Origin of the sequence: Oceaniferula spumae, from assembly GCF_042849255.1 — a bacterium.
GTDB classification, from domain to species: Bacteria; Verrucomicrobiota; Verrucomicrobiia; order Verrucomicrobiales; family Akkermansiaceae; genus Oceaniferula; species Oceaniferula spumae.
Window position 1 is genome coordinate 501,497 of record NZ_AP026866.1, and the last position, 24,427, is coordinate 525,923.

Genomic DNA, 24,427 nt, shown 5'->3' on the forward strand with positions numbered 1-24,427 from the left:
TTAGCCGTTCAGCGTCGAACAGATTTCGCAGGTTTTACCATCGCATCCGCGCGCCGAACAATGTTCCCGACCGTAAAAGATAATCTGCAGGTGTAATTTGTTCCATTTCTCCCGGGGCATGAGACGCTTCAGGTAGCGTTCAGTCTCAACGACATTCTTCCCGGGACTCAGGCGCCATCTTTTGGCCAAACGGTGAATATGGGTGTCCACAGGAAATGCCGGCACTCCAAAAGCCTGAGCCATGACCACGGACGCCGTTTTATGCCCCACCCCAGGCAGCGCCTCGAGCGCTTCAAAATCTGCCGGAACTTCACCACCGTGTTCCTCAATGAGAATCCGTGACAACTCCGAGATCGCCTTCGATTTTCTAGGTGATAATCCGCACGGACGAATGATGGCTTGGATTTCCTCCACCGGCACTTGCATCATGTCGGCAGGATTCGAGGCTAGGGCAAATAAGGCAGGAGTAATCTGATTCACCCTAACATCAGTGCATTGGGCGGATAGCAATACCGCTACTAACAGCGTGTAAGGATCCGTGTGATCCAAAGGGATCGGAGTTTCGGGATACAGCTCTTCAAGTCGCTGTACAATAAAATCGGCGCGTTCTTGTTTCGTCACACCGAAACCCTAACGCGCCGATTTAAAAAGGTAGAATAAAAAAGTCGAATCAGTTCGACTGATTAGAGAGCTGCGTCACTCGTCTTGGTCACGTGACTTGCGTAGTCGCTCTTTTGCAGCTTGTGGTGGCAACCGTGGAACATGTGGCGACAATGATCGTATGCGGTGCGACCTTTGAGCAAACGCAAGCTACGCTCGTATGAACCCCATTGAATGATGGTGATCTCAGCTTGGCGAGTTCCCCAGTGATTCATCGCGCTAAGTGTTGGTTTGAAAATATCGATCGTATTTGTTCCCACGAGAGCTGAACCGTAGTCGTCGACAACGTAGGTGTGAGGCTGGCCTTTGATTCGGAATGTGGTGCCCAATGGATAAACGGACCAATCAGCTGCAGCACTACGAACAGTGCCGTATTTGAGGATGCCTCCAGCGGCGTTCATGCGACCTGGTGCACCGGGCTCCATTTCCATGTGGGAATAGGCGGTTGTGCGGACAAAACGTGTGCGTGAAGAATGGCTCTTATAAGTAGGCATGCCATGTTTGTCCTTCGGGAGTGTTGCTGCCTTACTGATCACTGCTTGTGATGCGGGAGCGGGTAATCCACTGGAGCTGGCGGATGAACTACTTTTTACAGTTGTTGATGTCGTCGTAGAAAGATTCGATGAGCAACTGCTAAGCGCAAATAAGGAAAGGCATCCGAGTCCGATAATGATAGGTTGTCTGAACATAATGTCTAAATTAGGTTGTGGGAATATGGTTTGGGGGTTGGTTATTAAGCGAAAGACGGGTGAAATGCCACGTATGGGTGAACAGCCTGAGAGAAATAGGAGAAGCCTGCAATTTGTTGATATTTAACAAATATTAAGTATATCTCCGTGACGTTTTTTACCCTCAAGGTGAAAGTTTGGCAATACTTTTCTCGTATACTCGGACTGTTCAGTCGTCTGACTAGGATCACCTAAATCGTTGATCATGAGCACTGATTCTTTCAGGTGTGAGGTTTTCTAGCCCTTTCCACCGCAGTGGCATGCTTGGTTTTGAGGTTCCATTTTTTTACCCCTCTACGGGTATATTCAGCATGTAAATGAGACTCGTTGTGGGCTTCGCATCCAAAACATTGACTTTGATGTGACATTTCAGCTCGCGGATAAATGCAGCAGATTTCATTCCGCTTTGGATCTCTGATGTCGAATTTTGTCGAAAAACTAAGATTTTCGAGATCACCAGCGCAGTCAAACACAGGGCATTGTTACAAATTTGCCCCATCATGCCAAACATCCGTCTTGCATCAAACCGCTCATTGACTATTGATCCCCCCATCATGAGCTCAGCCAACCATCTCGACCAACTCAAGAAGTTCACCACCGTTGTCGCCGACACCGGTGATTTCGTCTCCATGCAGGAATACCAGCCGCAGGACGCCACAACCAATCCTTCGCTGATTCTTCAGGCAGCCGGTAAAGAGGAATATAAGCACCTGGTTCAAAAAGCCGTGGACGAGCACAAGGACTCGGATCTCAAAGGCAGCGCCCTTACTGAAAGCATTATTGACCGCATTCTCATCCTCTTCGGCCTGGAAATTCTCAAGATTGTTCCTGGTCGTGTATCTACTGAGGTCGATGCCCGACTTTCCTTCGATACAGCCAGCACCGTCGCCAAAGCACGCCAACTGATTGCCATGTATGAAAAAGAAGGCATCAACCGCGACCGCATCCTCATCAAAATCGCTTCTACATGGGAAGGCATCCGTGCTGCCGAGGAACTCGAAAGAGAGGGCATCCACTGTAACCTTACTCTGCTGTTCGCATTTGCCCAGGCCGTCGCATGTGCCGAAGCCAAAGTTCAGCTGATCTCCCCCTTCGTTGGTCGGATTTACGATTGGTATAAAAACGACACCGGTATCGACTACAAAGGTTCCGAGGATCCAGGTGTTCAGTCTGTGACCCAGATTTACAACTACTACAAAAAATTCGGTTACGAAACCGAAGTCATGGGTGCATCCTTCCGCAACGCCGGTCAAATCACCGAGCTTGCCGGCTGCGACTTGCTGACCATCAGCCCCGGCCTCCTCGAGGAACTCCAGAACACTGAGGGCGAACTTGAACAAAAGCTCACTCCAGAGGCTGCTGAAGCTAGTGATCAGGAGAAAATTTCACTCGATGAAAAAGCCTTCCGCTTCATGTTCAATGAAGATGCCATGGCCACTGAGAAGACAGCTCAAGGTATCCGTAATTTCTCCGCTGATATCGTCAAATTGGAGAAATTGGTCGAGGGCATGATCGGCTAATGCGTCATTTTTTGACCTGAGGGTCGATTTTTGCACCAAGAATCATTCAAAAACGGGCTGTTTTCACCAAAGCAGCCCGTTTTTAGTTTTACAACTTAGTCATTTTATCCTAATTAGCACTCGAAACGCCAATTTTCAAGACAACCCATCCATGAGCAAGCAAGAAATCGACGGAGCACAGGCTCTTATCAAAACTCTCGACAACCTTGGGGTCGAATACATTTTCGGATATTCCGGAGGTGCCGCGATCCCCATTTTTGACGCCCTAGTTACCGTTAAGAGTAACATCAAGTTCATCCTCGCCCGCCACGAGCAAGGCTGCTGCCACATGGCAGACGGTTATGCCCGCGCCACTGGCAAACCCGCTGTGGTACTGGTCACTTCCGGCCCAGGAGCAGGAAATACCATCACTGGCATCATGACAGCCCAGATGGATTCGGTTCCTATGATCATTCTCTGCGGTCAGCAAGTGACATGGATGTTAGGTAAGGACGCATTCCAAGAAGCGGACATTTTCGGTATCACCATGCCGGTCGTGAAGCACAACTACTTGGTCAAGGATACCAATGAAATCCCCCGCGTAGCACGCGAGGCTTATCACATTGCCACGACAGGTCGCCCTGGTCCGGTTCTCATTGATCTCCCTAAGGACATCACTCAAGGACCATTCTCTGGTGACATGGACCCGGAGTTCGATCTTCCTGGCTACCAACCTGAGAAATTCTACACCGTTGAAGCCTCTGATATCGATGAGGCGCTGCAACTCATCCACAAGGCGAACAAACCACTCATCCTCGCTGGTCACGGAGCCATGATCTCCGGCGCCGAGGCTGAACTTAAGGAATTGGCTGAAACATTACGCTGCCCGGTGACTTCCACTTTGTTAGGTAAGGGCGTATTCCCTGAGGAACATGAGCTTTCACTCGGTATGTTAGGCATGCACGGCACTGCCTATGCCAATAAAGCTATCTGCGGCTGCGATCTCCTGATCAATATCGGGTCTCGTTTCGACGATCGTATCATCGGTCAAGCCGACAAATTCTGCGCTGACGCTCAGATCATCCACATCGACATCGATCCCGCTGAGATGAACAAGATGATCACTCCTGATGTTAGGATCGTGTCTGATGCCAAGACCGCGCTGAAGGAAATCAACAAGCGTATTTCCGGTCTTGATACCGATCCATGGCTCGCTGAGATTGACGGTTGGAAGAAGAAATTCCCGCTCACCTATCGTAAGCAAGGTGGACTGCGCATGCAGCAGGTCATTGATGAAATGTATCAGCTCGCTGGAGGCGACGCTATCGTCACAACAGATGTCGGCCAGCACCAGATGTGGGCCGCACAGTTCTACAAAACCAACGCCTCATGGAAATGGATTTCCTCTGGTGGCGCTGGCACGATGGGCTTTGGTTTCCCCGCGGCCATCGGTGCCCAGTTGGCATGTCCGGATGAAACCGTTATCTCAATCTCCGGCGACGGTGGATTCCAGATGACTTTGTTCGAGCTGGCAACAGCTGCATTGCACAAGCTTCCCGTCAAGATTGTGGTGCTCAACAACCATTACCTCGGTATGGTGCGCCAGTGGCAGGAACTGTTCTTCGAGGACCGGAAATCCGGTGTTGATCTCGAAGGCAACCCTGACTTCTGCAAACTCGCCGCCGCCTACGGCATCCCCTCTTTCAATATCAAGCGTCCAGCCGATGTTCGTAAGCAGTTAGAGAAAGCCTTTGCTGTGAAAGACGGTCCGGTTCTGATCCACGCCGAGTGTGTGAAGACCGACAACGTCTTCCCCATGATCCCCGCCGGCGCGGCCCTCGAGGACATGCTCACTGAGCCACCGAAACACAAAATGGCTAAACCAACCGGCTCCACCTAGGAATTCTAACCAGCTGATAAATCTTTAATCCTATACTGAATATGTCTCTCGTAACTACAGACAATCCACCCGAGGTTCTCATCACTGAGGCCCCGGTCCACACTCTATCCGTCATGGTGAACAACAAAGCTGGTGTGCTTATGCGCATCTGCCAAGTGTTCGCTCGCCGCGGTTATAACATTGATTCGCTCGTAGTCTCCCAAGGACGCGACAAGCAGTTCTCACGCATGACCATTGGCATCAGTGGTGATCCAGAGGGCCTTGAGCAAATCATCTTACAAGTCACCAAGCTTGTGGACGTCATCCACTGTGTAGAACACGATAGCGATGACTCGGTGGTCAAAGAGCTGCTGTTAGTCAAATTCCTTGTCGACAAGGAAGAGCGCACAGAAGCCCTACAGATCATCGATCACTACGGCGGTAAAACCGTCGATCTCACTCCGACATCCATGATCGCGATGATCAACGGAGAGTCCGCCAAGATCGACGCGTCACTTGCAATGTTCTCACAGTTCGAAATTATCGAAACGGTGCGCACAGGCAAGGTCGTCATGGCCCGCAGTGAAAACCCTACCTAGGGCTCTGCTGACACCAACGAGCTTCGACTCATTTTCCCACAAGAGCTGTCACCCACATGGGGGCAGCTCTTTTTCTATGTCAGTAAACAGGAGCTTCAGACTATGACTCGTCGGTCATGCAACCATCTAAGCCGCGTCCACGTCATCACGCAGATTTTCGATGATGAATTCCTGACGTTCCGGAGTGTTCTTGCCCATGTAGAAACCTAACATTTCTTTGATGCTCTTGCCTTCTTCCATCAGCACAGGATCAAGTCGCATGTCGGGGCCGATCATGAATTTGAACTCGTCTGGAGAAATCTCACCGAGACCTTTGAACCGAGTGATCTCGGCCGCCTTACCCAGTTCATTCATGGCTGCGACACGTTCATCGTCATCGTAGCAGTAACGGGTCACCTTCTTGTTTCTGACACGGAACAGTGGCGTTTGTAAGATGTAGAGATGGCCCTCCCTCACGAGCTCAGGGAAAAACTGTAGGAAGAAGGTCAGCAGCAGCAGACGAATATGCATGCCATCGACGTCGGCATCTGTGGCGATCACCACACGATTGTAGCGAAGAGTCTCGAGGTTCTCTTCAATGTCGAGCGCGTGCTGCAGCAGGTTGAATTCCTCGTTTTCGTAGACGACGTTACGTTTCAGACCGAATGAATTCAAAGGCTTACCGCGGAGTGAAAACACGGCTTGAGTCTCGACGTCGCGACTCTTGGTGATTGAGCCACTTGCTGAGTCGCCCTCGGTGATGAACACCGTCGACTCCTTACGGCGCTTGTGTTTGCTTGCGAAATGGGCGCGACAATCGCGGAGCTTTTTGTTATGCACCTTCGCCTTGCGAGCACGCTCTTTGGCGATTTTCTTTACACCGGACAGTTCCTTGCGTTCACGCTCGGCGGCGAGAATGCGCTTCTGCAATGCCTCGGCCTGCTTCGGATTTTTGTGCAGGTAGTTATCGAGATGTTCCTTGAGGAAATTACTGATAAAGGTCCGGATGGTCTCACCTTCCGGAGAAATGGTCATGCTACCAAGCTTGGTCTTGGTCTGGCTCTCGAACACAGGCTCTTCGATCCTAACAAGAACAGCCGCTTCCAATCCACTGCGGATATCAGCTGGGTTATATTGCTTCTTGTAGAACCCTCTGACCACTTGAACGATGGCTTCACGGAAGGCCGCTAAGTGTGTTCCGCCTTGGGTAGTGTGTTGGCCGTTGACGAAGGAGTAATATTCCTCGCTGCTGTCCTCGGTGTGGGTAAAGGCAATCTCAATGTCTTTGTCGCGTAGATGGATCGGGCCGTAGAGAGCCTCGCCATCCATTTCTTCCTTGAGAAGATCTAACAGGCCGTCTTTCGATTTGAATTTTCTGCCATTGAAAACGATCGCCAAACCCGGATTCAGGTAGGAATAATACCGGCACATTTTCTCCACGTAGCCAGTTCGGAAGCGGGTCTTTGCTGGGAAAATCGAGCGGTCTACATCAAAAGCCAGTCGAGTCCCGTTCTTACCGAGATCCGTGCGGGGATTTTGCATCTCATCAACGACTTCTCCCTTGCTGAACTCAATCGCCTTGGTTTGACCTTCGCGCCAGGCTTGGATTTCGAAGAAGCTGGATAGCGCATTCACAGCCTTGATACCGACGCCGTTCAAACCGACGGATTTTTTGAAAGCTTCGCTGTCGTATTTGGCACCCGTGTTGATTTTGGCGGCACAGTCCATCAGCTTGCCTAACGGTATACCTCGACCAAAGTCGCGCACTTCCACTCGACTTTCGTCATCGATATCCACTCTCACTTCGGATCCGTGGCCCATGACGTATTCATCGATCGAGTTATCCATCGCTTCCTTGAGGAGGATGTAGATACCGTCGTCGGCACTTTTACCATCGCCTAACTTGCCGATGTACATGCCGGGACGCATGCGGATGTGCTCTTTCCAATCGAGACTCTTGATGTCTGCTTCTGTATATTCTGCCATGTTACGAAAAAGGGAGGGTCGTTTGACTTAGTTAAGATGTCTTAATCGCAGGGCGAATGCAACAGAGATTTCGGGAAACCACTAACCGTCGTTCAATGACCACTAAACATGCTAAAGAAACGAATTTGCCGCAAACAAAGGTCATCCATTGACAAGACACGGCCTCTCGCTAGATTCGCTGAGTTCATTGTAACAAGGAGAGTGAAGCGTGCCTGGTGGTCGCCGTAGTCTTCAAAACTATTGAGAGGCTGTTATGGTCTCTGGTTGGTTCAATTCCTTCCCTCTCCGCCATTTTCTTGGGTTCCTCTGGCAAAAAAATAGCCGCTACTCTTTTGAGTAAACTCAGCAAAGTAGCGACCGGTGCGGGTGTGAAGCCCGCTGTGTGAGGGATACCATCCCAAACACGAGTGCTCTATGGTCCAGGACTTGCACATGGTCAAGGTATCATTCACTTGTTTCTTTTCGGTCTTGTCAGCTTGGACACATCTTGCGAATCTCCTCACATGCTAAATTTCCAGCAGGTAAAGTGGCTACTGGTGAGCTTTGCAGCCGTCGTATCATTGTCGTCCTGTGATGTGATGAGTTACATCAAAACTCCCCTTCCCACGGCTCCCCACCAGGCTCCTGTGACCAAAACTGCGAAAGAGTCTGTTAGGATACAGGTATACAGTCATGGCTGGCATGCTGGCTTGGTGATTCCAGCTTCGGCAATGCGGAAGCATGCATGGACAAACGACCTGCAAATCGCCAATACCAAGTATGTGGATTTCGGTTGGGGCTCTGAGGAATTTTATCGGACTGAAGGATTCACTTTCCCCATGCTGATGCGTGGGTTATTTTGGCCGACAGCGGCGGTGATCCATATGGAACGCTTCAATGAATCGCCTTACCATCATTACCCATACAGCCAGTTAGAAAGCTTCGATCTCACACAGGAAGAGGCTGACCGATTGATTACCGAGCTCAGCAAGACATTTGCTCGTCGGCCTGATGCGTTGGGCAACCGGCACGTTATCAATCTGGGCCATGGACTGAAACCGGATAGCACCTACTACCGTAGCAAACCGCGATATTTCTATCCGCAAACCTGCAATGTCTGGACCGCTAATTTACTGCGAGCCGGAGGCATCAAAGTGAAACGATCCACAAGATCGCCTAAATTAATGACGGAATTGAGGAAGTCTCCGAGGCTGGTGCGATGAGGCCAAGCCGCGACCTTGGGAGGATTTTACAACTCCAGCTTTGCGATCTCGCTCATGATGCGATCAGAGATCTTTTGGTAGTCATCACGTCCCTTCGCCTTGAGCTCCTCGGCAGTGAAGGTGATGGGATCACCGACAACCAATGTGATGGGACAGAAGTTCATCTTACTTGATCCACGAGGCAGTGCCTGACGGGCACCAAAGATACGCACGGGCTGAACCACGGCCTTACTTTTGGCAACGATCAGACCTGTGCCAGGCTGAGCTTCTTGCAGCTCGCCATCGAGCGTTCTTGCTCCCTCGGGGAAAACAACCACTTGATTTCCTTGTTTGAGCAGTTTGATGATGGTTTTCAGACTGGTCATATCTGGCCGCTCCTGGTCGACCGGAATTGAATTCAGCTTCGGGTAGAGCCATGCGCCAAAACCTCTGAAGAGGGTCTTGCGAGCCAAGTAGTAGACCTCCTGGTCATAAGCGATACCTACCAGTGGTGGGTCGAGGAAGCTTTCATGATTGGAAGCAATGAGCACGGGGCCATCTGTGACTAATTTCTCTTTACCGACGACGCGATAAGAGAAAAAGCAGATGAAGCATTTCTGCCAAAGTCTGTAGCAAAACCAGTAGATCGTTTTCATATACGTTGAGTGATTATTGTTAGATGTTCAGTCCCTGCTCACGCAGCGTCTCCATGGCGGCGTCCACGACTTCATCGATATTCATTTCCGAGCTATCAATGACAGTGGCTCCCTCAGCAACAACGAGTGGCGAAGTTTTGCGCTTACTGTCCTCCTCGTCGCGCTTGCTAACAACATCGGTGAGGCCTTCGGCGGATCGGCGCGCCAAGCGCACTTCTTCTGAAGCATCGATGTAGATTTTATAGGGAGTGTCTGGAAACACCACCGATCCGATGTCACGCCCCTCCATGACCAAGCTGCCGAGATCGAGGTATTCGCGTTGTTTTTCTACTAACAAATGTCTGACTTCTGGAATGGCTGCGACTGCGGAGACTCTCGAATTAACATCATCCGCCCGCAAGGCTTCGCCGGGGTCCGAGCCATCAATGAGAATGGTGGACGTTCCGTCATTAACCCCGCAAGTCACTTCGATATCATCTAACATGGCCAAGACAGCGGCGGTGTCGGAGGCATCGATATCGCGCTGTATGGTAGCCCATGCAATAGCTCGATACATCGCTCCCGTGTTGATCATGATCAAGCCAAGGCGTTCGGCCAATCGTCGTGCCACTGTGCTTTTCCCGGACGCAGCCGGGCCATCGATTGCGACAGCGTAATTAGAGTTCTCAGGCATGTAAGCTGTGTGTTAGATAAGATGCTGCAATTACTTCGGAGACTTACCGGCTTTAATCGCAGCGAGGTGGTTGATGAATCCTGGGTATGAAGTGTTAATGCAATCCGTGTTAGTAATCACTGTTTCACCCTGAGCATGCAGACCCGCGATGGCGAAGGCCATGGCAATGCGGTGATCTCCATAACTGTCCAGAGTTTCACCATGGAGTGGCTTGCCTCCGTGGATTTCCATACCATCTTCAAATTCATCGACCTCTGCCCCCATGGCACGGAGGTTATCTGCGACGGTCGAAATCCGATCGCTTTCTTTGACTCGGAGTTCCTTGGCATTACGGATGATCATCTTGCCTTGAGCCAAGGCTCCGGCGACAGCGAGAACAGGAACCTCGTCGATCAGATTCGGAACCTCCTCGGGCTTGATTTCTGTGCCGTGAAGTGACTGGCCGGTGATCTCGATGTTGCCGTAGGGTTCGCCGTATTCCTCTGAGAGAACAACGTCTTTAATCTGAGCACCCATGCGAATGAGAACATCGAGTAGTGCTGTGCGGGTCGGATTCAGACCTACGTTTTTGATCAATAAATGCGCACCCGGAAGAGCGGCGGCAGCAACAATCCAAAAAGCAGCTGACGAAATATCTCCGGGGATTCGGAAGTCGCGTGATTCGGGAACTTGACCACCGTAAACAGAAATATGGTCACCGTCACGAACTGAGCGGATTTGAAAATATGCCAGCATGCGTTCGGTGTGATCGCGGGTGACATTCGGCTGCACCACAGTGGTTTTGCCCTCAGTGAAAAGTCCGGCTAACAGGATAGCGCTCTTCACCTGAGCACTGGCCACTGGCATCTGGTAGGTAATCTCGTTGAGCTTATTGCCGGTGATTTTAAGCGGTGCACAGCCGGGCTTATCCCCCATCGGCTTGATCGAAGCGCCCATTTGCTCCAAGGGCGTGATGATTCTTCCCATAGGCCGAGAGCAAAGAGATGCGTCTCCGGTTAGAACACTTTCGAATGGTTGGGCAGCCAATAGCCCAGCGAGCAGACGCATGCCGGTTCCGGAGTTACCACAATCGACTTCGTCATCCGGCGCGGTGAGTTCCATTTTCTTACCCTGGATGATCAATGAGGTGGGACCGTAGCCCTCCATGGCTTCTAACACTTCATAATCAACACCCAAGCTGGACATTGCATTCAAAGTGCAAAGGCAGTCTTCACTGGGAAGATAGTTATCGATTTGGCATGGCCCGTTGGACAGGCCTGCTAGAATCGCAGCACGGTGAGAAATGCTTTTGTCTCCGGGGACTTCGAATTCGGCCCAGAGATCCTTGATCGGCTTAACCTTGATGGATGACATGATGATATTGATATGTGTTTGGTCTTGTAAGGAGACCGTGCAGGTCTGGTCAATCGGTGGAGTGACCATTAGGCTGAAGCCCGTCTCGCAGTGTCTTTGCCTCCTCCAGAAGGCGGGTGACCCCTTCATCGCTTGAATCGTCGAGCATAGCAAGCATTTCGCGCAAGTAGCTGATGGTCTCTTCGATGGGCTCCTTCAGCGCAGCTTTGTTACGCCGTAAAATTTCAGTCCACATCCCAGGATGACCCGATGCCACGCGAGTGGTGTCCCGCATGCCGTTACCGGCAAATTTCCCATCGTCAGGATGTTTTAACCCTACCAAACTCCCAACAGATGCCAGAATGTGAGGCAGGTGGCTGATTCGGGCCATGACGCGATCGTGGTCTTCAGACGATGTTAGGTAGCAGTTACAGCCAAGGTTTTCCCAAAAGGTGCGTAATTTAGTAACTTCATTATCCGGATGTCGAAAATCATTGGTCAACACACAGGCCGCACCCTCGAACAGGTCCTCGCAAGAAGCCCCCACCCCGGTTTGCTCTGAGCCAGCCATCGGGTGACTCCCGATGTAGAGGGCTCCCGCCTCCTTCACGACGTGCTCCAGAGTGTCTCTGGGAGTCAACTTAACGCTGCCTACATCGGTGATGATCACATCCTTGAGTGAAGTAGCGGCAGATGCTTTTTCCAGTATTCCCAACATCGCACCCACGGGTGAAGCGAGAATGATGATATCTGCGCCTGTTACGGCTTGCGCCAAGTCGGTGGTGGCCTCCTTGATTCCTCTATCGAGAGCGTCAGAGATCGCTTTCTCGCGTCGTCCCCAGAGGGAAACGCTGAGCTTGGGCACGCGTTTTTGAGCTGCCAAAGCGATTGATCCGCCAAGCAAGCCGCTACCTAGAATTGCGATCCGTTTCATGCGCGGGAATCACTGCCATGTAAGCCATTAAATGCAAGAACCGACGCGCTGAAAATGCGGCATCGGTTCTTGAGATTTGACGTTTCCCCGTCACGGAGCTGTGACAGAGCGTTTGGATGATAGCTTATGGCACACGGAACTTGTGAGTAGGATCATCGTCCTCTGGATCCTTAACCAGCTGGCCGGAAGCGATGCCTTTCACATCCACGATATTGTGGGTGTATGGGTTGAAGACAAAACCTTTTTTACCAGGAACTTCAGCAGCGGTTGGATACTTCGGCTTTGGTTTTGGCTTAGGTGCTGTTGGGGTGTCGTTATCGCGCTCGCGCTCGCGGCGCTTAGCCTCCTCACGCTGGAGTCGGCGACGGCTCTCTTCGATCTGGCGCTGTTCTTCGTCAGCAACACTCTGCTGAGGCGTTCTCGGCTGAACATGTGGGCCCTGACCTGGTCGATCACCGGGATACGGCGGGTAAGGAGCACAAGCGCCAATAATGGCGACGAAGCCGAGAGGCATGAGAATGAGTTTGGATAAGTCCTTCATATGTTGCAGTTGGTTGGGAAATCTCGTATTTTGAACCCTGGATATATTTGTTTGGCTAGCGCTGATGACCATCCACTAAGATAAGCGGGAAAACCAGCAGCTGGTGAAGTCTCCACCCTATACTTTGCCAAGTCAAGTCCAGCATTGGTTTCAGCTGTAAAACCGAATCCGACTGGATTGCCAGAGGTCATTAATGGTTACGTCGAATGCACTAGGTGATATTTCATTCGATCATTTTCAGATACTAAATAACGGGGCAGAGGAAATTCCGACTGGCTGATTCCTCCGCCCCGATGAATTGGTTGTCTAGCCTTTGCGCTCGAGCCAGCGGGAGACGTAGCCTTTTCCTCCCAAACCAATGGCGATAGCGCCACCGATACCGAATGCCGTTGCCAAAGCGTAGATGGCGTATTCGTATGGAAGACCGGTCAGCTCGGGTGCGAGGTTCGCACGCTTCAGAGCCACCACGGTGGTCAGGATGAGAATACCGATGCGGGCAGCCTTTGCCAAAGTGATGTTTTTATCAGACAGGTTGGTGTAAGCGTATTTCGCAAGCAGCAGACCCACTCCGAAAATGATCACGGCGAGCAGGATTCTAAAGTAACCCTCGACGAATCCTTCGGAAGCTTGGGAAAGAATATGGATTTCAAGATGGTTAATGGCAGCGCTGATGAGCAATACGGCGACGCTGACCATCACAATCAGGCCAACAACATTACTCAGTGCACGTGGCCCTTCTTGTGGCACATCGAGACCGAGTTTTGCAGGCCATTTGTTAGCACCGGCAGCATCTAGCAGATTTGTCACCAGGCGGCGTGCTATTTGGCCGATCAAAATACCGACAGCGATCAGTATGCTGGCGACGATGATCTTGGGAACCGCACTGAGGATGTCATTGACGACGTCACCAACTGGCTGTGAAACACTTTCGATCTTCAGGAAATGCAGCACTGAAGGGACGAATAGCAGAATAATAAAGCAGTAGAGCGCCGTAACGAGCGCGTTAGATACTGGCTTTTCACCTGCTGATGCACCAAGGCGTTGATCGAGTTTTGCTCCATCGAGTACGCCTGCAGCTAAGTTTTTGACCACCTTTGCGACGATTAGAACGAAGTAAAGCAGAACACCTGCGCCGATGATGTTAGGGATGAAGTTCAAGAACTTGCCGAGCATGTCTTGAAGCGGACCGCTGATTTCGTCGAGATCGGCTACACCAAGTGCGAGGATCGCGAGGTAGAGTAGGATCAGGTAGTAAATAAAATTGGCGATGCCTTTTGCGGCACCGCTTTCGTGACCGACCATTCTTGCCAGTCGGTCGTCGAGCTCGGTCTTACCAAGCGCCTTGATGATCAGGCCTCTGAAAATGCGGGCCAGACTCCGGCCAACAATGAAGACTAAAATTGCCAAGATGAATGCCCCGATAGGGCCGAGTGTGTCCACGCCCTCTCGGACGGTGGCCATAAAATTGCTGAATTTTTCACCAATGGTGGTGTCAGCAGCGAGTAGTTGCAGTGATTGTATCATGTGTTTATAGCTGGTTGGTATGGGATGCAGTCATCGGAAAAACCGAATAATCATGTCGAGACTATCGATAGCAGACATTCAGTTCAAGCATCCTAACGTATTTTTTGAGTCTCATTCGGGCCTTGATTGTCACACGCAATTTAACAAGATTCCGCAACAGCCCATTCCACAATGAAATCCAATCATGAATCCACCCAATTAGAGGAACAAATCCTCGGGGCTATTCATCGCGACTCGCTTTCTGATTTGGAATTCAACGACTTGGCAATGGATGTCTTTGGGTATCAGTTTGGCCACAACTTGCCGTATCGTCGTTATTGCCAAGCATTGGGAGTATCGCCCGATCAGATTAGCTCTTGGAAAGAAATACCATCTATTAGCACGGATGCCTTCAAGGTAGTTGCTCATCCGCTAACAACGTGTCCGGATCTTTCCCCCAGTCATATTTTTCAGACATCAGGCACCACGTCGGATGTCCGTGGCCGGCATTTATTTCCCTCGATAGCGATGTATGAGGCCGCTATTATAGAAGGTTGGAAACAGCTCAGTCTCCCCAAACCTCAAACGGTGGTCTTTCTAACTCCTCACCCCGAACACGCTCCAAACTCGTCTCTGAGTCACATGATGGGCGTTTTAGCGGCACATTACTCAGAGGCTAACATCATCTGGTCCATTCGTGATGACGGCAGCATGGACTTTGAGACAATCACGCGGTTGGCTTCCGGTGGTGGACCTGTTGCCATGCTGGGAACAGCGATCGCTTTCTTGCATTTATTCGAACACTCGGCGGCCATCCAACTGCCAAGTGGCAGCTTTGCCATGGAAACAGGCGGGTATAAGGGAACTCATCGTCGGTTGGAAAAAGAGGAACTCTACTCCTTATTCAACGAAAAACTCTCACTCTCCCCCGAGAATGTCATCAACGAGTATTCCATGACGGAACTCAGCAGCCAATTCTACACACGCGGCTTAGGTGACGTGCATCGCGGCCCACATTGGACCCGAGTCAGGATCATTGATCCACGCACGGGCAAGGAAGCGGCGCCTGGAGAGCCGGGACACGTCGCTATCTATGATCTAGCAAATCTGCATTCGGTATCAGCACTCCAGACTCAGGATTTGGCAGTCGCTGGCCCTGACGGATCGTTCACCTTATTAGGTCGTGACCCCACCGCACTGCCCCGTGGTTGCTCAAGAGCTGCCGATCATGCCCTCCAATCAAGATGACCACATCAGATCGCATCAAACTGTTAGCCAACGCCTGCCAAACCGACGTAGGTGTCGAATTACTGGGTCCAGTTACGGCTGACATGCTGACTGATTGGCTCGCCGAAGAACTCGGCAATGCTGATGTCTTGGATCAATTTTCACCCCACGGTGAGTTGATGAGCCGTGCCTACGCCCCTGAAGTGATCCTCCACATCGTCAGTGGCAATACTCCTCATGCTGCCCTGCAAAGTTTGCTTCGCGGGTTACTCCTAGGCTCATTCAACATTGTTAAATTACCGACCTCAGGATTACCTGAAATCATCAATTGGATTGAAAGCCTACCGCACGAGTTGCGGCAACTGGTAGAATGCCACAATAACCTAACAGAACATCAGTGGCAGCAATCTAATGCTGTCGTCGCCATTGGCTCGGACGAAACAATGGCCGAGATCCATGGACGTCTACGGCCCGACCAACTATTCATTCCACATGGTCACAAAGTATCCATAGGGATAGTGACCGATGATTTTGAAAATGCCGCTCGTTTAGCGGCAAAAGACGTCTCGTTGTATAACCAAAGAGGCTGCCTATCACCCCATGCGATTTACGTATCAGGTGATGCTAGGCGATTCGCTGAATTGTTAGCGAGTGAGATGCAAAAATTCAACGACACATCCCCTGCCGATCCGTTGTCGCTCTCAGAAGCTGGTGCCGTCGTCAATCTCAGGGAAACCACTCGATTTCTCGCCGCCAATGAACCATCAACAGCGCTGTGGCACAGTCAGGATGATTTAGCTTGGGCGGTCATTTTCGAGGAAAACCCCGAACTCAAACTCTCCTGCCTGAACCGCTGTGTGTATGTGAAATCACTCCCGTCTGAGTTCTCTCTGTCTGTATTGGGAGAGGAGGCGAATCACCTGTCCACCATCGCTATTCATCCCTTCACGCTCGACTACGCAGAAACCTTGTGTTCCTTACCCGCTCACCGTATTTGCCCACTAGGAAAGAGCCAAGAGCCCAACCTTTTCTGGCATCATGACGGCTTTGCGCCACTGGCTTCGCTGGTCAAATGGAAAGATCTCGGCTAACACACTTTCGAGCACAACGAAACTCAACCTAGTTCCCATTTCCCATAAGCACCATGTTTGATCCTCCAGTCACCACCGTCGGAACCATCATAGACACACCCAAGGCGAAGATCTATCGAGTCGCCCTGCCCAATGGCAAGGAAATCGTGGGCCACGTGCCGAAGGCCCTGATTCATCTGCACGAATCGCTTCGCGAAGGTGTGAGAGTCAATTTGGAGCTTACGCCTTATGACTTTGAAAAAGGTCGTATCAGCGGACTCGCAGAGGACTAGATCGAGTTCCCCTCGCAAAGTTTCTGGTTCATGTCCTGTGCCGGATTTGACTCACCGCTCTCACCCATGACGACGGCTGGCACACCCGCCACAGTGGTATGCGGAGGCACATCCTCCAGCACCACACTTCCGGCACCTACCTTCGCACACTCGCCGATGGTTACCCGACCTAAAATCTTCGATCCGGCACCTATCAGCACGCCCGAGCGGACGATCGGGTGTCGATCACCAGTGACCTTACCGGTTCCGCCCAGAGTGACTTCATGGAGAATGGAAACGTCATCCTCAACAATGGACGTTTCACCAATCACCACACTGGTGGCGTGATCTAACAAAATCCCGCAACCTATCCTTGCCGCCGGGTGAATATCGACACCGAAAATTTCGCTGCTGATACTCTGGAAATACAATGCCAATGACTTGCGCCCATTGATCCATAAATGGTGAGCCACACGGTAGGCCGTGATGGATAGAAAGCCCTTGTAAAAGAGCAGCGGTTCAAGCGCAGATTGGCACGCAGGATCGCGGTCTACGATCGCCTGCATATCTCTGGCAGCACTGCGAACAAGTTCACCATTGTTGGTCAGGATATTGCACAGCAGAGGTTCCAATTCATCGCGCTGCATATCTTCCCTGGCGAGTTTGCGAGCCAGACGGGCTGCCAGACCACGGGCCATATCGTCGCGGCTGATCACCACGTCCGACAGCAGATGGCGGAGTTGAGGTTCTGACTCAGCGATAGACACTGCGGCCTCACGGACGTCTTTCCAGATTTCATCGAGTTCTTCTTTAGTGAGTCGACCATGACATAGGTTAAACTCGATGACGCTGGCGCTGGCTTGATTTTTATGTTCCATTATTTCCTGTGAGGATTTCTCAAAAACTTGAATACGCTTGCCGGGCCATGGTTCAGCTGGCCAGGCATCATGATGGACAGACTCTTACACGACTTGACGACCTCGCGCAACGCGAAGCCGTGTCTGCAAATTTTTTAGTTCAGATTCTCAACGATCTCAAGCGTAGCGGACTCATCATCAGCAAGCGTGGCAAAGCCGGCGGATACCTACTGGCAAGAGAACCACGAGAGATCAACATGCAGCACATCACCATGGCTGTGGAGCCTGGGATGCTGATGCCAAATATTTCCGAACAAGGAGAGTCAGGCAAATCTGTCCAGGAAGCGTGGGGTAAAATCAGCAAATCTCTCGACCAGGCACTGAAGGAGATCACATTGGATTCCCTGAGCACCCAGTCCCCGATGTTCTACATATAGTTTGCCAGCCGACGCTTTTCGGTTTTCAGTAAGACATGTTCCTGACTCAACGGCTATTGCTACTTACCATTGCCCTGCCGTTTTTATCACTTTCGCTCCACGCTCAGCAAACTCTCAAAGCCCCCAATGCGCAGGCTGAGCCAATCAACCAGCGCCGCGCCTATGGCAATGCTTGTGGGCCAGCATCGCTGCTAAACGCTTTCCAATACGGCAACGAAAAATGGCAGAAAGCATACAAGGCTGTGCCGGGAACCGATAGCAGAAGCCGCATCAACTACGTCATCGGAGCATGGGGAAACCGACCATCCAAGCACATTGAAGGAGTTAAGAGATGGAACGTCAAACAGGGGATCAACCTGCTAGACCTCACCGACATGGCCAACGAGATGAGATCTGCTCATTTCTTACCCAAGGTCAAAAACGAAATCCTAACACTTAAGCCCAAAGAATCCCGCACTGAGTTGTTGCAGCGCAGTCACGCCCGCATGTCAAAGTCTTTGAAAAAGGGCCTTCCTCCTATCATCAGTCTTCGCCGCTACGCATTTCGCTTCAATAAAGACGTCGGTCAAAAATCTTGGTGGCCGGTGCGAGCTCACTTCGTGGTCGTAATCGAAGTCCCGGAAGCGCTTCACCCCCGTGCCCAATCCTTCAAAATCCGCTACGTCGACCCCTACGGCGGCTATGTTAGAAGTGGCACCATCAATGCCGCCACCGGCCAGTTCAGCAACTCCCCTTTCCTGAGTGCCAATCTACCACAAACATCAGTGGGCATGGCCTTTGTCAAAGCCGGAGAAAAAACCGAACTCAGCTTTTCGGCGATCATTGGACGATGGTAGCTATAAGGAATAAGGTTGTGCCGAGATAACTCTCAATATAGCCTACACATTGATGATCACATAATTCTGTGAACGTAACAAACCACATTATCACCGCACTATTAGCGCTGCTGCTGGCTAGCCCAGGCTGCCTGTGCTCGTTGATAGGATGTGGATCTGCATGTGGACCACCCGAGCAAACTACTTCGCATTCTTGCTGTCAAAACTCATCACAAGAGCACGGGCAAGACACCGAAAAGGCGCCAGAAAAACACGAATGTCTGTGTGATCAAAATACGGACTACTATGAGCCTGGAAAGTTGAATCTTCCCATCCCGTCCCAGATCGTTATCCCTGTTTACTTCGACACACCATTGATGGGGCGAATCGACTCCTTACCTGCTTTGGAGAGCAATTATTCGTCTTTGACTGTTCACCCGCCGCCAAACGGCCCACCGGTGCGTATTTTGTTTTCGACCTTCCTTCTTTGATACAAGGAATTAGTCGGCATGTCTTTTTAAAAGCTATTGTTTGTAGCTTTTTTGAGAAGGCACAGCTTTGCCTTCCGTGCAGTGACAGCGCTGTATTTTAGAGCTCAAATTGCCGGCAACTAACCAATTGGATCACTATCCAATAGAATGATCGTTCTTGAACGGTCTGCATCATCATGGCCCAAGTACTCGCTTGTTCAAATGGCCGTGAAACTCAACCCCATTCAAAGAAAACACTATGAAACATAAAATATTAACAGCCTTCTTATTGGCCCTCTGTGCAGTGCCTACGCTTGCCAAGGAGGTCACATACAACCTGAGCATCGCTGAAACTCCGGTCAACTTTACCGGGAAAAACCGAATCGCAATGACCGTGAACGGCGGCATTCCTGGACCGACACTCCGTTTCCGCGAAGGTGATACCGCCGTGCTCCATGTCACTAACAAGATGAAGGTGCCAAGCTCGATTCACTGGCACGGTATTCTGCTACCACCGGATCAAGATGGAGTCCCCTACATCAGCTACCCACCGATCAAACCTGGCACCACTTTCACGTATCGGTTTAAAATCCGTCAGGCTGGCACCTATTGGTATCACTCGCACACCAATCTTCAGGAACAACGCGGCGTCTACGGCCCCATCGTCATACAATCACGCGCCAAGAAGCGCCATCAAGTCTCGCGTGAGCACGTTGTGCTGCTATCAGACTGGACCGATCAAGACCCGCAACAAGTCATGCGTCAGCTGCGCCGTGGCTCTGAGGCCATGGGTGTGAAAAAGAAAACCGCCCAGAGCCTGTTAGGTGCTTGGAAAACAGGAAAAACGAAAGAGTTCTGGAAACGTGAAGCCATGCGGATGCCGCCGATGGATCTCGCCGACGTCGCTTACGATGCCTTTTTGATCAACGGCAAACAATCCAGTGCGGTTAAAGCACGTGCCGGCGAAACCGTTCGCCTCAGAATCATCAACGGATCCGCCTCGAGTTTTTTCCACCTCCAATACGCAGGTGGCCCAATGAAAATCATCGCCGCTGATGGACTGGATGTGCAAACCGTGATTCAGAATCAGCCTCTGTTAGTCGGTGTTGCGGAGACCTATGATGTATTGGTCAAAGTCCCAGCCAAGGGCTCCTATGAACTCCGTGCCACCGCACATGATGGCTCAGGCTCAGCTTCGTTATGGGTAGGATCCGGCCAGCAACATGCTGCACCTCAAATGCCGAAGCCCTTCGTCTACGACACCATGGATATGTTTGGATGGAAAAAAATGTTCGCCCTCACTCCCGCCGGAACCATGGGCATGCCCACTGACGAAGTTAAGATGGGTATGTTTGATCAACCGGGTATGAACATGCATGGTATGAAAATGAACCACGGTGGAATGAAGATGAAAGGCATGGACCATGGGGAAATGAATATGGGAGGCAAGATGGACAAGGGCATCGTCCATAATCCCAAAAAATGGTATGATTTCCTGCTCCGTGAAGATGCTGCCCATCATTCGATGCTGGCTCAGGATAGCATGAAGTCACGGTTGCGCCCGTTCCCTCCATATGAAAAATTAAAATCCGTGCGAAAAACTACGTTGAATAAAAATGCCCAAAAACGCAAAGTCAGACTGACCCTCGATGGTAACATGGGCCGCTACGTTTGGTCGTTTAACAACCAGCCATTAAAACCCGAAAACGATATCAAAATCAACCAGGGAGAGGTGGTTCAATTTGTTTTCATCAATCGCACCATGATGCACCACCCACTGCATCTGCACGGACATTTTTTCCGAGTAATCAATGGACAAGGCGACTACTCACCGCTCAAGCACACAGTCAATGTGGCGCCGATGACCACTACGGTGATCGAATTCGAGGCCAATGAAGTTGGCGACTGGTTTTTTCACTGTCATCTACTCTACCACATGAAGGCAGGCATGGCCCGCATAGTCCGCTACAATGGCTACAGCAATGATCCGGAAACTGAGGCTCTGCATGATGAACGCTACAATCAACACTGGTGGTTTTTCGCCCAGGCGGATGTGCTCAGCAACATGACCCAAGGGGGAATTAGATATGAAAACCAGCAAAACTCATTCTCCCTGTCATGGGAAGCTGGCTGGAAACAAGTCAAAGATACCACCTGGGAAGGTGAACTCACTTACGACAGATACCTCAACCGTTTTACTTCTGTCTTTGCTGGAATCTATGCTGAGGGTGTCGATTCCAAACGCGAAAAGGACGTGGCAATCGTCGGTTTCCGCTATCTACTTCCCCTCAACATCATGTCATCCACATGGATCGATGAGGACGGCGAAACCAGAGTGACCCTTGAGCGAGAACTCATGCTGACTCCTCGACTGGGTATTTTCGGTGAAGCTGAATACGACACCTTGGAAAAATGGTCCTATCAAGCTGGCCTGTCCTACATGATCAATGAGAACCTTTCTGTCACAGGACTTTGGGACAGCAGTTATGGATGGGGCGCCGGCCTCACTCTCAAGTATTAACCATCACAAGCACTCTAACATTATGTCTAAAAAAGCAAAAATAGTTCGGATCGTTGCCCCTGACCACTTCTGTCCATGGGGACTCAAGGCGCTCGACCTGCTCCGTCGACGCGGATTCGACATCGAGGACGAGCATCTGGAAAGCTCCGAGGAGAACAAGAAATACAAGGAGGAGAATGGTTATGATGAAACACCGCAGGTCTGGATCGAGGGTAAACACATCGGCACCTACGATGACCTGCGTGAGCACTTCGGCCTAGGCCCGGACCCCAAGGAGGGCGATACCTATCAGCCAGTCATCGCCGTCTTTGCTGTCGCCTTCGCGATGGCCCTAACCACCTGCTGGGCCATGGAGGGCAGCAGTCTGGAAATTCTCCGCGTTGCCGAGCTGTTTATAGCCATCAGCATGTGTGTGCTGGGAATCCTCAAGCTTCAGGATCTCAAATCCTTCGCCACCGGCTTCGTCCAGTACGATCTTCTCGCTCAGCGCTATGTGCCCTACTCCAATGTTTACCCAGTGATCGAGGCTGGAGCAGGAGCCCTGATGATTGCCGGCTTGTTCACCTGGGTGGCCGCACCGCTCGCACTTATCGTCAGCACCATTGGAGCTATCTCAGTCTTCAAGGCAGTCTACATCGAAAAACGTGATCTGAAATGCGCCTGCGTGGGAGGAGGAAGTAGCGTGCCGCTCGGGTTCATATCACTCACTGAGAACCTACTGATGATGGTGATGTCCATCTGGATGATCGTGAAACAATTTCTGTAGACATTCGAGCACGATGCCCAGACACGAAAAAGCCCTTGATCGCCTTCTGGCATTCAAGGGCTAATTTCAGGTAATCTTCAATGGTGCGCACGAGAGGAATCGAACCTCCACGTCCGTGAGGACACATGAACCTGAATCATGCGCGTCTACCAATTCCGCCACGTGCGCACTGAAGACGGGCGGAATGAAGCAGTTTCACCAAAGTAATGCAACTTTGTTTTGCAGAAAAATGGCATGACCTGCGTTTACGTGAATTGACTTGTCGATCAAACCTCACGGGTCAGCCAGCCGCCTCTGAAATGAAGCCACACAAAGATTCCCCCCTGAAGCAACACATCCAGCATCATCACTTGCCAGACTTGTAACAGGTTGAGGTCAAAGTTGTGGATCATCAACCATAGTAGCCCGACCCGAACCAAGCCCATCGACACGAATGAATAGATGGTCACGGTTCGCGTGTCACCGGCCCCGCGCATGGACATTTTCATCACCATCATCGTGGCGGTCAGTATTTGAAAGAGTCCGACAAAACGAATCACTGGCGCAGCCACTTGGAATTGCTCTGATGCCGGGTCTCCGAACAACGACAAAAACTCGGTATTGAAAACGGAGATGAGAACTCCAGCACCTCCCATTGAAATGATCGCCAACAGCCAGCAAAAGCGAACCGCCTTCTTGGCCATATCAGGATCCTTGGCTCCAAGGTATTGGCCGGTTAGGGTGCTCGCAGCCATGCCGATGGCGAAACCTGGCATGAAACTGACCGATTCCAGACGCACTACCATGGCGTGGGCTCCAATGGTGCCGGCTTTCATCGTGCCGATGAAATAAATGCCGACTGCATGCACCGACCACATACCGATAATCTCGATCATTGAAGGCCAGCTGATGCGCCAGATCCGTCGGAGCATTGGCATGTCATACCGTAAGTTTTCGATACTCAGTTCAAGGGAATCAGATAATGGATCCTCCTCATCATCCTTCATTCTCAGCTTACTCCCTGGTCTTAAGAACCAAAGAATCATCGCCGCGCCACAGGCCCAGCCGATCACCGTTCCTGCGGCCAGACCTTTGACTCCCCAGCCTAACTCATAAACAAAGTAGAGGCTTGTCAGAACGTTGACCACATTGACTAACAGCATGGCCCAAAATGGTCTCATGGTATCGCCATAAGCACGCAAACAACTGCTGGCGACAAACATCACACCACTGAATGGAGCCAACCAAGCAGCCATGCGCATGTATTCTGTTATATATTCCTGTGCTAGTGGACTGAGTCCGAAAAATCGGCCCATGTAGGGAACAACGAGCCAGATAGCTATGCCGCTGACCACTCCGGAAATGATCCCCAACAGCAGCGATTGGCCTAGGGCGAGGTTCGCAGATTTCATATCCCTGGCCCCTGTTGAGCGTGAGACCAGAGCCATGGCCCCGGTCGCCATAGCTCCTTGTAAAATCATCAGCAGCCACATGAGATACATGCCGGCTCCCATCATATCCATGATTGCCTCACCTGCTTGACCGCTTTCCATACGGCCTGCGATCATCATATCGGCAAACCCGACCCCTACCCCCATCAGATTTTGTAAAAACGGCCAGAGTGCGAGTGCGAGAACTTGCCTAGGTAGTGACAACCCAGCAAGTTTTCCACCTAAGGCCATCGGTGAGGTGTCATCCATAGCGGAGTGGCTTTCGCCCCCCTCCACCGCTTGGAATTCCTCACTACTCATACCTTATTTATTATTTGTTGTCTGAATCGGTGTGCTTGAAAATCAAAGTCTCACATTAATTCAATTACACTACATCAACGGAGACATGCCGAACTATCGTTCTTTTTAACAA

The 24,427-nt window shown here is 51.0% G+C and carries 22 protein-coding genes and 2 tRNA genes; 12 read left to right on the plus strand and 12 right to left on the minus strand.

All coding sequences use genetic code 11. From position 1 onward, the window contains the following. Positions 1–621, minus strand: coding sequence for an endonuclease III (nth, locus tag ACSPJT_RS02240; protein WP_435894744.1), 621 nt, complete (start codon positions 619–621; stop codon positions 1–3). A 62-nt stretch (positions 622–683) separates the two neighbouring features. Continuing rightward, complete coding sequence (locus ACSPJT_RS02245) at positions 684–1,349, minus strand: 3D domain-containing protein (RefSeq protein ID WP_435894745.1); 666 nt, start codon at positions 1,347–1,349, stop codon at positions 684–686. Between the two features lie 593 nt (positions 1,350–1,942). Between ACSPJT_RS02245 and tal the strand changes: the two genes are divergently transcribed. The 3 genes from tal to ilvN all read left to right on the plus strand — a co-directional run bounded on the left by tal (position 1,943) and on the right by ilvN (position 5,365). After that, the gene (tal, locus tag ACSPJT_RS02250; RefSeq protein ID WP_435894746.1) at positions 1,943–2,908 is read left to right on the plus strand and encodes a transaldolase; all 966 of its coding nucleotides are present in this window, start codon (positions 1,943–1,945) and stop codon (positions 2,906–2,908) included. A 151-nt stretch (positions 2,909–3,059) separates the two neighbouring features. Further along, positions 3,060–4,787 (plus strand): biosynthetic-type acetolactate synthase large subunit, encoded by a 1,728-nt coding sequence (gene ilvB / locus ACSPJT_RS02255; RefSeq protein WP_435894747.1) that lies wholly within the window; start codon positions 3,060–3,062, stop codon positions 4,785–4,787. A gap of 41 nt (positions 4,788–4,828) precedes the next feature. Continuing rightward, positions 4,829–5,365: an acetolactate synthase small subunit gene (gene ilvN / locus ACSPJT_RS02260; protein WP_435894748.1), complete on the plus strand. Its 537-nt coding sequence runs from the start codon at positions 4,829–4,831 to the stop codon at positions 5,363–5,365. Between the two features lie 126 nt (positions 5,366–5,491). On the opposite strand, the gene ACSPJT_RS02265 is transcribed toward ilvN, so the two are convergent. After that, positions 5,492–7,330 (minus strand): DNA topoisomerase IV subunit B, encoded by a 1,839-nt coding sequence (locus ACSPJT_RS02265; protein ID WP_435894749.1) that lies wholly within the window; start codon positions 7,328–7,330, stop codon positions 5,492–5,494. 196 nt (positions 7,331–7,526) lie between these two features. On the opposite strand from ACSPJT_RS02265, the gene ACSPJT_RS02270 reads away from it, so the two are divergent. After that, positions 7,527–7,621, plus strand: a tRNA-Sec gene (locus tag ACSPJT_RS02270). A gap of 212 nt (positions 7,622–7,833) precedes the next feature. Continuing rightward, positions 7,834–8,532, plus strand: coding sequence for a DUF2459 domain-containing protein (locus ACSPJT_RS02275; RefSeq protein ID WP_435894750.1), 699 nt, complete (start codon positions 7,834–7,836; stop codon positions 8,530–8,532). A gap of 26 nt (positions 8,533–8,558) precedes the next feature. Here the strand turns inward: ACSPJT_RS02275 and ACSPJT_RS02280 are convergent, their stop codons facing one another. From ACSPJT_RS02280 to ACSPJT_RS02305, 6 genes are all read right to left on the minus strand, one after another. Further along, entirely contained in the window at positions 8,559–9,167 is a 609-nt protein-coding gene (locus ACSPJT_RS02280; protein ID WP_435894751.1) for a lysophospholipid acyltransferase family protein, read from the minus strand. A 19-nt stretch (positions 9,168–9,186) separates the two neighbouring features. Beyond that, the gene (cmk, locus tag ACSPJT_RS02285) at positions 9,187–9,840 is read right to left on the minus strand and encodes a (d)CMP kinase (RefSeq protein ID WP_435894752.1); all 654 of its coding nucleotides are present in this window, start codon (positions 9,838–9,840) and stop codon (positions 9,187–9,189) included. A 30-nt stretch (positions 9,841–9,870) separates the two neighbouring features. Next, positions 9,871–11,193, minus strand: coding sequence for a 3-phosphoshikimate 1-carboxyvinyltransferase (gene aroA / locus ACSPJT_RS02290; protein ID WP_435894753.1), 1,323 nt, complete (start codon positions 11,191–11,193; stop codon positions 9,871–9,873). A 49-nt stretch (positions 11,194–11,242) separates the two neighbouring features. After that, positions 11,243–12,106, minus strand: coding sequence for a prephenate dehydrogenase (locus ACSPJT_RS02295; RefSeq protein WP_435894754.1), 864 nt, complete (start codon positions 12,104–12,106; stop codon positions 11,243–11,245). Positions 12,107–12,230: 124 nt separating this feature from the next. Beyond that, the gene (locus ACSPJT_RS02300) at positions 12,231–12,647 is read right to left on the minus strand and encodes a hypothetical protein (protein ID WP_435894755.1); all 417 of its coding nucleotides are present in this window, start codon (positions 12,645–12,647) and stop codon (positions 12,231–12,233) included. 306 nt (positions 12,648–12,953) lie between these two features. Beyond that, complete coding sequence (locus ACSPJT_RS02305; protein WP_435894756.1) at positions 12,954–14,171, minus strand: mechanosensitive ion channel; 1,218 nt, start codon at positions 14,169–14,171, stop codon at positions 12,954–12,956. Positions 14,172–14,342: 171 nt separating this feature from the next. Here ACSPJT_RS02305 and ACSPJT_RS02310 point away from each other — a divergent pair, with 171 nt between their 5' ends. Genes ACSPJT_RS02310 through ACSPJT_RS02320 form a run of 3 tightly spaced genes read left to right on the plus strand, consistent with a single transcriptional unit; the run spans position 14,343 to position 16,740 of the window. Then, the gene (locus tag ACSPJT_RS02310; protein ID WP_435894757.1) at positions 14,343–15,398 is read left to right on the plus strand and encodes a hypothetical protein; all 1,056 of its coding nucleotides are present in this window, start codon (positions 14,343–14,345) and stop codon (positions 15,396–15,398) included. Beyond that, positions 15,395–16,468 carry an acyl-CoA reductase gene (locus tag ACSPJT_RS02315; RefSeq protein ID WP_435894758.1) on the plus strand — a complete coding sequence of 358 codons (1,074 nt, stop codon included), beginning with the start codon at positions 15,395–15,397 and terminating at the stop codon, positions 16,466–16,468. Before ACSPJT_RS02310 ends, ACSPJT_RS02315 begins: the two co-directional genes overlap by 4 nt. Before the next feature lie 53 nt (positions 16,469–16,521). Then, entirely contained in the window at positions 16,522–16,740 is a 219-nt protein-coding gene (locus ACSPJT_RS02320; protein ID WP_435894759.1) for a hypothetical protein, read from the plus strand. Here the strand turns inward: ACSPJT_RS02320 and cysE are convergent. After that, on the minus strand, positions 16,737–17,597 hold the full coding sequence (cysE, locus tag ACSPJT_RS02325; RefSeq protein WP_435894760.1) for a serine O-acetyltransferase: 861 nt from the start codon (positions 17,595–17,597) through the stop codon (positions 16,737–16,739). The genes ACSPJT_RS02320 and cysE overlap by 4 nt on opposite strands. 8 nt (positions 17,598–17,605) lie before the next feature. Between cysE and ACSPJT_RS02330 the strand changes: the two genes are divergently transcribed. The 4 genes from ACSPJT_RS02330 (at position 17,606) to ACSPJT_RS02345 (ending at position 22,585) form a co-directional block, all read left to right on the plus strand. Next, complete coding sequence (locus ACSPJT_RS02330; RefSeq protein ID WP_435894761.1) at positions 17,606–18,013, plus strand: RrF2 family transcriptional regulator; 408 nt, start codon at positions 17,606–17,608, stop codon at positions 18,011–18,013. 35 nt (positions 18,014–18,048) lie between these two features. Beyond that, complete coding sequence (locus tag ACSPJT_RS02335) at positions 18,049–18,849, plus strand: hypothetical protein (protein WP_435894762.1); 801 nt, start codon at positions 18,049–18,051, stop codon at positions 18,847–18,849. Positions 18,850–19,557: 708 nt separating this feature from the next. Beyond that, entirely contained in the window at positions 19,558–21,819 is a 2,262-nt protein-coding gene (locus ACSPJT_RS02340) for a multicopper oxidase domain-containing protein (protein ID WP_435894763.1), read from the plus strand. Between the two features lie 22 nt (positions 21,820–21,841). Next, entirely contained in the window at positions 21,842–22,585 is a 744-nt protein-coding gene (locus ACSPJT_RS02345) for a MauE/DoxX family redox-associated membrane protein (RefSeq protein WP_435894764.1), read from the plus strand. 81 nt (positions 22,586–22,666) lie between these two features. Here ACSPJT_RS02345 and ACSPJT_RS02350 read toward each other — a convergent pair. Both ACSPJT_RS02350 and ACSPJT_RS02355 read right to left on the minus strand, forming a co-directional pair. After that, positions 22,667–22,753: transfer RNA gene (locus ACSPJT_RS02350), tRNA-Leu, on the minus strand. A 98-nt stretch (positions 22,754–22,851) separates the two neighbouring features. Continuing rightward, complete coding sequence (locus ACSPJT_RS02355; protein ID WP_435894765.1) at positions 22,852–24,315, minus strand: MATE family efflux transporter; 1,464 nt, start codon at positions 24,313–24,315, stop codon at positions 22,852–22,854. Between the last annotated feature and the right edge of the window lie 112 nt (positions 24,316–24,427).

Coding starts and splice junctions, on each gene's coding strand:
- ACSPJT_RS02300 (WP_435894755.1), bottom strand. CDS start 12,647: ATGAAGGACTTATCCAAACTCATTCTCATGCCTCTCGGCTTCGTCGCC.
- ACSPJT_RS02315 (WP_435894758.1), top strand. CDS start 15,395: ATGACCACATCAGATCGCATCAAACTGTTAGCCAACGCCTGCCAAACC.
- ACSPJT_RS02335 (WP_435894762.1), top strand. CDS start 18,049: ATGTTCCTGACTCAACGGCTATTGCTACTTACCATTGCCCTGCCGTTT.
- cysE (WP_435894760.1), bottom strand. CDS start 17,597: ATGGAACATAAAAATCAAGCCAGCGCCAGCGTCATCGAGTTTAACCTA.
- ACSPJT_RS02280 (WP_435894751.1), bottom strand. CDS start 9,167: ATGAAAACGATCTACTGGTTTTGCTACAGACTTTGGCAGAAATGCTTC.
- ACSPJT_RS02340 (WP_435894763.1), top strand. CDS start 19,558: ATGAAACATAAAATATTAACAGCCTTCTTATTGGCCCTCTGTGCAGTG.
- cmk (WP_435894752.1), bottom strand. CDS start 9,840: ATGCCTGAGAACTCTAATTACGCTGTCGCAATCGATGGCCCGGCTGCG.
- ACSPJT_RS02320 (WP_435894759.1), top strand. CDS start 16,522: ATGTTTGATCCTCCAGTCACCACCGTCGGAACCATCATAGACACACCC.
- ACSPJT_RS02310 (WP_435894757.1), top strand. CDS start 14,343: ATGAAATCCAATCATGAATCCACCCAATTAGAGGAACAAATCCTCGGG.
- ACSPJT_RS02305 (WP_435894756.1), bottom strand. CDS start 14,171: ATGATACAATCACTGCAACTACTCGCTGCTGACACCACCATTGGTGAA.
- ACSPJT_RS02265 (WP_435894749.1), bottom strand. CDS start 7,330: ATGGCAGAATATACAGAAGCAGACATCAAGAGTCTCGATTGGAAAGAG.
- ACSPJT_RS02345 (WP_435894764.1), top strand. CDS start 21,842: ATGTCTAAAAAAGCAAAAATAGTTCGGATCGTTGCCCCTGACCACTTC.
- ACSPJT_RS02245 (WP_435894745.1), bottom strand. CDS start 1,349: ATGTTCAGACAACCTATCATTATCGGACTCGGATGCCTTTCCTTATTT.
- ilvN (WP_435894748.1), top strand. CDS start 4,829: ATGTCTCTCGTAACTACAGACAATCCACCCGAGGTTCTCATCACTGAG.
- ACSPJT_RS02295 (WP_435894754.1), bottom strand. CDS start 12,106: ATGAAACGGATCGCAATTCTAGGTAGCGGCTTGCTTGGCGGATCAATC.
- aroA (WP_435894753.1), bottom strand. CDS start 11,193: ATGTCATCCATCAAGGTTAAGCCGATCAAGGATCTCTGGGCCGAATTC.
- ACSPJT_RS02275 (WP_435894750.1), top strand. CDS start 7,834: ATGCTAAATTTCCAGCAGGTAAAGTGGCTACTGGTGAGCTTTGCAGCC.
- tal (WP_435894746.1), top strand. CDS start 1,943: ATGAGCTCAGCCAACCATCTCGACCAACTCAAGAAGTTCACCACCGTT.
- ACSPJT_RS02355 (WP_435894765.1), bottom strand. CDS start 24,315: ATGAGTAGTGAGGAATTCCAAGCGGTGGAGGGGGGCGAAAGCCACTCC.
- ilvB (WP_435894747.1), top strand. CDS start 3,060: ATGAGCAAGCAAGAAATCGACGGAGCACAGGCTCTTATCAAAACTCTC.